Raw genomic sequence first — 6,581 nt, forward strand, 5'->3', positions numbered from 1 at the left:
TTACAGCAGGTATAGCAACGATAACGAGGATGTCCGCCATTCCCTTTTCCATGTCCTTTGACATGTTCTGATTTGTGACAATAACGGCAATAGACGTCAACTTTGGCCATGCTTTACCCTTAAAAGGCGGGAAGCATATCACAACAACTAACTATTTAATACATGACCGTTCTTTTTCGTATTATTGATAACTCAAGATATAATCCCAGAAATGCACTAATGGTAAAATTATGTCTGTTATTTGGGTGCCGTGTGGGTGAATTACTGAAAGCCAAAGTTAATGATTTCGATTATGAAAAAAATATTTGGATCGTCCCTCCTGCAAATCATAAAACAGGGAGAAGCTCTAAAAAACCTATCGTTAGACCCATTATTCCAGCGGCTAAGGAGTTAATAGAGCAAGTAAAAAGATTAAACTATGGTAGTGAATATTTATTTGTTACGTTTGAAAAAAAGCCGTTTTCTAAATCTGGGCATACTAAATTGATCGAAAGACTTAACAAAGAAATGTCCAAATACTTTGATGATTCTTACACCTTCTGGTCAATCCATGATTTGCGCAGAACCATGAGGACAGGTGTGTCTGAATTAACGCCGCCTCATGTAGCTGAGATTATGATAGGGCATAAATTACCGGGCATATGGCAGGTGTACGACAAGCACACCTACCTAAATGAGCAGAGAGAGGCATATGAACTTTGGTGGAATAAGGTAACTAAAATTGTTTCCCGTTCTCCCAATTCTCAACATCTTGCCTAGCGAAATGGAGTTCTCTGCCTTTAAATCTGGGTTTGGGGAAACCGTCTTTTTTCTGTTTCCCATTCCCGCACCATGTTCGGATGGTATTGGGTTTAACCCGTAATTTTTTAGCCAATTCACTGGTGGTAATATATTCAGACTCTTCCATCACGCACCTCCTTTCTGATACCTGTTCTTCAAAACTATTTTAGCTACACTCGCCAGAGTGACAGTGTCACTCCATGTCGCTTCAAAAATAAGCTTCGTTCTTTTCATCCTTTGCTAGCTGGTGGCGTAACTCATCAAATCGTCCAACCATGTGATCGAGAGACGGCAGAGCATTAATCCCGATGTTTGATTTTCCCGATTTGAAATCGATAAATGCCTGGTTCACATCAAGCTGAAAATCCGGTCGAATCCATCCCGCGTAAGAAACAGCTATCAGCTCGTGAGCGTAAGTACCCGGTGAAGTACCTCCGTGAGCGGAATCGACGGCTTTCTGAGCAGACGCCAAATCTGGCGTTTGAATACTTTTCAGTAACTTAGCCTCCAGTTCTGCAATCAGTTCCTTTGCATACTTGCTTCTGAGCCATCTGTTTGGTGCTTTTTCTTCACCCTCACCACTGGCCTTGTGTAATGTGTTCAGGTTGTAGCGCCCGAATTCATCAAGGGGAATTTCAACACCGACAACCACGGGTAATAGTTTGCCTTTCATTATTTTTTGCCTCGCTTATTGCGGTCTTTGCCTGCCGTCTTCATCGGTGTTAACTTCACTTCAGCCACTTTGGGTGCGGGTGGCAGAGGAGGGCTGATGCCCTCATGAATGTAAAAGTTACGTCTCATGTGGTGGATAATCCGCTGCGTGTGATCCCTGCCGGCGTCAATGTGGAATGTGGCCTTAACAAGCACATCATCAATGTCTGCCCGCTGGCGGTGTCTCTTAGTCACGGTCTGCCTCCCTGCAAATGGTTTTGTAAGCCCGCATCATGTGATTGGCTTTGCCTGTGATCACCGTTCTTCTGAAAAACACCCCGGAAGAAGCAGCCCGAACAGGTGTGGCCAACAGGGCAGCATCAACACAACGATTGTGTGTGCGGCGTTCTGTAATAAAGCTGGCAAGGATGATTTGTGCTGTGCTGCCTTTATCCTGATATTCGATTTTCATAGCGTTTCCCTTACACCCGGCATGGCATGACAACAAACTGAGGGTTGCCATAACGCTGATTGATGTTGTCGCCAAACTTCATTAAGCAGGCAGAGGACGTGGCAATTCTCTGTCATATCTAATCCTGATATTCCGTACAAACACGAGCTACGCCCCGATCTGCCTAAAGTATTTCCACCGCCCACAGAGGTAAGTGCTCATGAATAACTTTCAGGCAATTACGGTCTATGCACTGGCGCTGGTGGTGCTTCCGATATGGGGAGCGTGGTTGTTGTTGGGTGTTCTGTGATGGCGACTTTTCGTGATTTTAGCAACGTAGTGATGCCCGAAGTTTATCAGCCGGGCGATGCAGAATGGATTAAAGAGATTCTGTCAGCCATGAAACCAACCATGAGGGAGTATGCGAGGGATAAATACGCCTATGTCTACAAAGTTCGGCGGGATGAAGATCCTGTGCCACACAGCAGGGATAACACAGGGGCTACAGCCGCCAACACATGGCTCAGGCTGTTTTTCAAAAAGAATTACAGATCGATGAAGGGTTACACAGAACAGCCGATGGAGGTATCGACACAGTGAGCGGTTCAGTTTTGAGGTTGTACCCGCTAGAGAGTACACCCATGTATCAGTTTGATAGTACATGGGGAAGAGGGGAAAACTTTCTAGGGGGTTTGGGGGTGATCTTTGAAAGGGGTGTTAGGGAAGGCACAGCCAAGAGGAAGAACTCAGATCTTAATATAGATCACTGTAGGGGTTACAAAATGGGACAGGTGGCTAGACGTCCAAATGGGAATAAGAAAAAGGCTTGTCCTCTGGCAGTGGAAATTATTCAAGTGAGGGTATCAATGTTAACTGAGAAGGGAAATGTAAGAGGGTGCAAGAAACCGAACAGCGAAACTTTGGTAGGTAAGACTGATTCGGTTCTTGCAATCGGTAATACAGATGCGGTTACCGAGACAAAGTATCGCACGGTTACTATAAAAAATAAACAGGGGGCGAAAGGATGCTGAAAATTACCCCTAACTTTGCACAGGAACGCGCCTTAAACATGCTGCGTCAGGAGTGGAAGAATTTTAATTCGTTCATGGTCTACGCCCCCACAGGTGCGGGCAAAACTGGGTTATCTGCCTTCATCACGAGGGGCTTTGTATCCAAGGGGATGAAGGTCATGATGATCTGCCCATACCTTGTTCTGATAAATCAGACTGCCCAGCGCTTTATCGAGTACGGCTTACCGGAGGATGAAATCGCGTATATCTGGCGTGACCATCCCAATCAAGACCCGTCAAAGCTGATTCAGATTGCGTCGGCTGACACGCTAATACGCCGTGATTTTCCCGAAAACATTAATCTGCTGGTGATTGATGAAGCGCACCTGAAACGCAAAAAGATACTGGAAGAAATTACCCGGCTGACCTCGGAAACAGACTGTAAGGTGGTAGGGCTGTCGGGTACGCCTTTCTCGCCGTTCTTGGGTCACTACTATCAGAAGCTGATAAAGCCCACCACGATAAAAGAATTAATCCAGCGTGGTGACCTGAGCGCGTATGAGTTTTACGCCCCGACCAAGCCCGATTTAAGCAAGGTGAAGTCTGCCCGCAATGACGACTACGGCAGCGATTACAAGGAAGATGAAATAGCCGAAATCATGTGCGGGGCTGATTTGGTGGGGGATGTGGTCAGTAGCTGGCTTAAGCTGGGCGAAAATCAGCCCACTATCTGCTTCTGTGTCAATGTCAGCCACGCCAACTTTATCACGGTCGAATTCAACCGTGCCGGGATAAATGCTGAGATCATGACCGCTAATACCCCTCAAGATGAACGGGATTTGATCATTCATCAATTTGGGCAGGGTGCGACGAAAATTATCGTCAATGTGGGCGTACTGGTGGCAGGTTTTGACAGTGATGTCCGCTGCATCATTTATGCCCGCCCCACCAAGTCAGAGATCCGTTGGTTACAGTCAATCGGTAACCGCCAAAAGATAATCACCCTTTACTCACGCATGCCGGAACTGAAAGGCACCTCGGCAGAAAAATACCTCCAGCGCCGGGGAATTTACAGCCATCACCCAATTGAGCAAATCCGCTTCTGTGAAAAGCAGCCGACCTATAAGGGGGATTATCAGGCAATGTGGGCACTGGCGACAGATGCACGCGGCCAGTTGTGTTACCTGCACCGAACCTATCTGGACGGGGAGAAAAAAGCCCCGCTGGAAGTCACCAGAAAGATGATGTCACTTCAGGAAGAGACTTATCTTGATCATGCTCAATCCGTGGCGATTCGGATGTTTCCGGTAGCTTCCACGCTGGGCATTGCCGAAGGGATTGAGACCGCCTTGTCCTGTAAGCAGATCTACAAGGTGAATACGTGGTCAACCATGAACGCCGGGCATATGGCGAAATTTATCGCCCCGCGGGGCGTTAAGCACCTCATTATTTTTGCAGATAATGACTGGAGCGCCACCGGGGAAGCGGCAGCCTATGCCTGTGCAAATAAAAATTTACTGGCGAACAACGATATTGAAAAGGTGAGCGTCAGATACCCCGATCTGGGGGATTTTAACGACCTGCTCCAGCAGGGTTGTCAAGCCAGAGAACGGGAATACGTGAAAAAGCAGCGGGAGACAGCATAATGCGTGATATTCAGATGGTATTGGAGCGCTGGGGTGGATGGGCAGCAAGCGGAAATAGCAGCATTAATTATTCACCTATCGCGGCAGGCTTCAAAGGCTTATTGCCTTATACATCAAAATCAAGGCCCTCTTGCTGTGATAATGACGGCATTGCTGTAGATGGCGCTGTAGGTCAATTAATAAAATCAGGTCGTACAGATGAATTTGAGTTAATTGAATTGCACTACATTCACGATATTTCGAAATCAGAAATAGCCAGAAAAAAGAAGTGTTCTGAGGGAAAAATACGGCAAAATCTTATGGTCGCAGAAACCTTTATAGAAACTTGCGGGATATTTAGATGAATATTTCAAGAAGGCAAAACACATTGTCATGGTGACAATGTTATCTTGCGTCTGGTGTTAGAGTGATATCCCTAACCGTCAGCCTCACGAAACGAGGTCAGCTATCAGCACCAAACTTCAAATATACAACTCACTGAATCATGCACTCGACTAACAGACAGATTTTATAATACGCCACCTTATTTTAAGGCGTATTAATTCCGCCAATGGTTATTCAATTGAGATAAAAACCTGACCTAAGTAATATTAACTGGCAATTTAGCAGTAGGATGAAATGACCTTTAACGAATAATAAAGTGAGGGATTTATGTCTGAAGTTAATAAGCCAGAAAATGATAACGCTGACCTCAAGTGTCCGTTTAATCCAGACCAATATAAGATTGATGCTATAGCGGCTCCAGTTGGTACCTCCCCATGGGCGCTGATTCAAGTGTATTTAGGGCATCAGGTGCATCGTAGTGATTGGGATGCACCTGATGAGTACATACATCTTGTTCCCGGCAATGGCAACGATATAGCTCCCAGCATTCAGAAACGCGATAAACATGGCATGTTGACATCTTGGCAGCCAACACAGGAAGATCTGATGGCTTGTGATTGGAGTTTTTTGAAACAAGATGATTGTATGCTGGCGTTTGATCTTAAAATAGGAACAGGAAAATATTCTGATAATGAACTGGATTGGGGATATCTTGCTGACAATGAATCTGCAGTTGGTCCTGCTCACGAAGGTCCTTTTGGCTCGCTGGCTACCCTGAAAAATAACACAGATATTATCAAATTTTCTTATTTCGCATGGCAAGGTAGATCGGATAATTATCGGGGAATTTTGATTGGAGTTTCATCTGGTAGTACTCAAGCAGGTTACCAGAAGATGGTCGAATTATTTGCAAAAGACCTTACTGTTAGTGTTAATGGTGTACCTTATCATCTTGGTAGTAGTACTGCTCTCCAAAATATGGTAGGACAAAAACCATACGAATTTATTGGGCAATATACAAACGATGATGCCCAAAAATTAGGTGCTCTATTGAAACAAAACGTAAATAAAACACTGCATTTTTGCTTTAACTGGAAATAACCCAAATCTACATACTGAATTCAAGGCTGCGCATGGCGTGGCCTTTGTCACATAACTACGAAAAGTCATTTTGTTTGAGATATATACAAGCTAGAGTGTTCATCTGACGCAATTAGGACAGAGGTTGGATGAAACAGTTAGACTTACCACTTATTGCTCGTGAAGAAAATAATGTGGTAATCGCTCAACGTGCATACGATGGATACATTAACGCAACAGCGATGTGTAAAGCTGCGGGTAAGCAGCTTGGGCATTATCTAGAAAATAATATCTCAAAATCATTCCTATTAGAATTGTCTATCGATATCGGAACTAATTCAATTGGTTATGGCATATCGCGCAACCATACAATCATTTAACGCGACAAAAGATTGCATTATTTGACAAAATGGCGCATATTATAAGTGCGCTTCCAAAGGCGTATGCGTCTCACATCGCATGTAATACAAATCCCGCAGAGAGAATACGCAAATGGCTATTAGTATCCGTTTAGATGATGACTTCGTGAGTGATGTAAAAATCCACGCAGAAGCGTCAAGCAGGAGTGTGCCAAAGCAAATCGAGCATTGGGCAAAAATAGGTCGTATCGCCGAAGATAACCCAGATTTACCATACTCC

12 protein-coding genes and 1 pseudogene are annotated in these 6,581 nt (G+C 44.8%); 8 read left to right on the top strand and 5 right to left on the bottom strand.

Features of this window, described 5'->3' with window-relative positions:
• A partial coding sequence (locus Xhom_RS49230; protein ID WP_338063730.1) for an IS1 family transposase occupies positions 1 to 110 on the bottom strand: 110 nt, incomplete at its 3' end.
• A 52-nt stretch (positions 111 to 162) separates the two neighbouring features.
• Here Xhom_RS49230 and Xhom_RS18500 point away from each other — a divergent pair.
• A complete protein-coding gene (locus tag Xhom_RS18500; protein WP_069315672.1) occupies positions 163 to 759 on the top strand; it encodes a site-specific integrase in 597 nt (198 codons plus the stop codon).
• On the opposite strand, the gene Xhom_RS18505 is transcribed toward Xhom_RS18500, so the two are convergent.
• The 4 genes and pseudogenes from Xhom_RS18505 to Xhom_RS18520 all read right to left on the bottom strand — a co-directional run bounded on the left by Xhom_RS18505 (position 716) and on the right by Xhom_RS18520 (position 1,903).
• Positions 716 to 907: a helix-turn-helix domain-containing protein gene (locus tag Xhom_RS18505; RefSeq protein WP_069315673.1), complete on the bottom strand. Its 192-nt coding sequence runs from the start codon at positions 905 to 907 to the stop codon at positions 716 to 718. The two genes, Xhom_RS18500 and Xhom_RS18505, sit on opposite strands and share 44 nt — an antisense overlap.
• A gap of 197 nt (positions 908 to 1,104) precedes the next feature.
• Positions 1,105 to 1,453 (bottom strand): annotated as a pseudogene (locus Xhom_RS18510) (KilA-N domain-containing protein); the annotation flags it as partial.
• Complete coding sequence (locus Xhom_RS30595; protein WP_069315674.1) at positions 1,453 to 1,686, bottom strand: hypothetical protein; 234 nt, start codon at positions 1,684 to 1,686, stop codon at positions 1,453 to 1,455. The gene Xhom_RS30595 and the pseudogene Xhom_RS18510, both read right to left, overlap by 1 nt.
• The gene (locus Xhom_RS18520) at positions 1,679 to 1,903 is read right to left on the bottom strand and encodes a hypothetical protein (protein ID WP_069315675.1); all 225 of its coding nucleotides are present in this window, start codon (positions 1,901 to 1,903) and stop codon (positions 1,679 to 1,681) included. The genes Xhom_RS30595 and Xhom_RS18520 overlap by 8 nt, the downstream gene beginning before the upstream one ends.
• A 288-nt stretch (positions 1,904 to 2,191) precedes the next feature.
• On the opposite strand from Xhom_RS18520, the gene Xhom_RS18530 reads away from it, so the two are divergent.
• The 7 genes from Xhom_RS18530 to Xhom_RS18560 form a co-directional block, all read left to right on the top strand.
• A complete protein-coding gene (locus Xhom_RS18530; RefSeq protein WP_069315676.1) occupies positions 2,192 to 2,482 on the top strand; it encodes a hypothetical protein in 291 nt (96 codons plus the stop codon).
• Between the two features lie 41 nt (positions 2,483 to 2,523).
• The gene (locus tag Xhom_RS18535; RefSeq protein ID WP_069315677.1) at positions 2,524 to 2,913 is read left to right on the top strand and encodes a hypothetical protein; all 390 of its coding nucleotides are present in this window, start codon (positions 2,524 to 2,526) and stop codon (positions 2,911 to 2,913) included.
• Entirely contained in the window at positions 2,907 to 4,538 is a 1,632-nt protein-coding gene (locus Xhom_RS37095; RefSeq protein ID WP_099139819.1) for a DUF7146 domain-containing protein, read from the top strand. Before Xhom_RS18535 ends, Xhom_RS37095 begins: the two co-directional genes overlap by 7 nt.
• Entirely contained in the window at positions 4,538 to 4,882 is a 345-nt protein-coding gene (locus Xhom_RS18545) for an antiterminator Q family protein (RefSeq protein ID WP_069315679.1), read from the top strand. Before Xhom_RS37095 ends, Xhom_RS18545 begins: the two co-directional genes overlap by 1 nt.
• A 307-nt stretch (positions 4,883 to 5,189) precedes the next feature.
• Positions 5,190 to 5,963, top strand: coding sequence for a Thoeris anti-defense Tad2 family protein (locus tag Xhom_RS18550; RefSeq protein ID WP_069315680.1), 774 nt, complete (start codon positions 5,190 to 5,192; stop codon positions 5,961 to 5,963).
• 128 nt (positions 5,964 to 6,091) lie between these two features.
• Positions 6,092 to 6,322 carry a KilA-N domain-containing protein gene (locus Xhom_RS18555; protein WP_069315681.1) on the top strand — a complete coding sequence of 77 codons (231 nt, stop codon included), beginning with the start codon at positions 6,092 to 6,094 and terminating at the stop codon, positions 6,320 to 6,322.
• A gap of 112 nt (positions 6,323 to 6,434) precedes the next feature.
• Positions 6,435 to 6,581 (top strand): ParD-like family protein (locus Xhom_RS18560; RefSeq protein WP_244590785.1); only part of this gene is annotated, 147 nt, incomplete at its 3' end.

Source organism: Xenorhabdus hominickii (genome assembly GCF_002632725.1).
Classification (GTDB): Bacteria; Pseudomonadota; Gammaproteobacteria; order Enterobacterales; family Enterobacteriaceae; genus Xenorhabdus; species Xenorhabdus hominickii.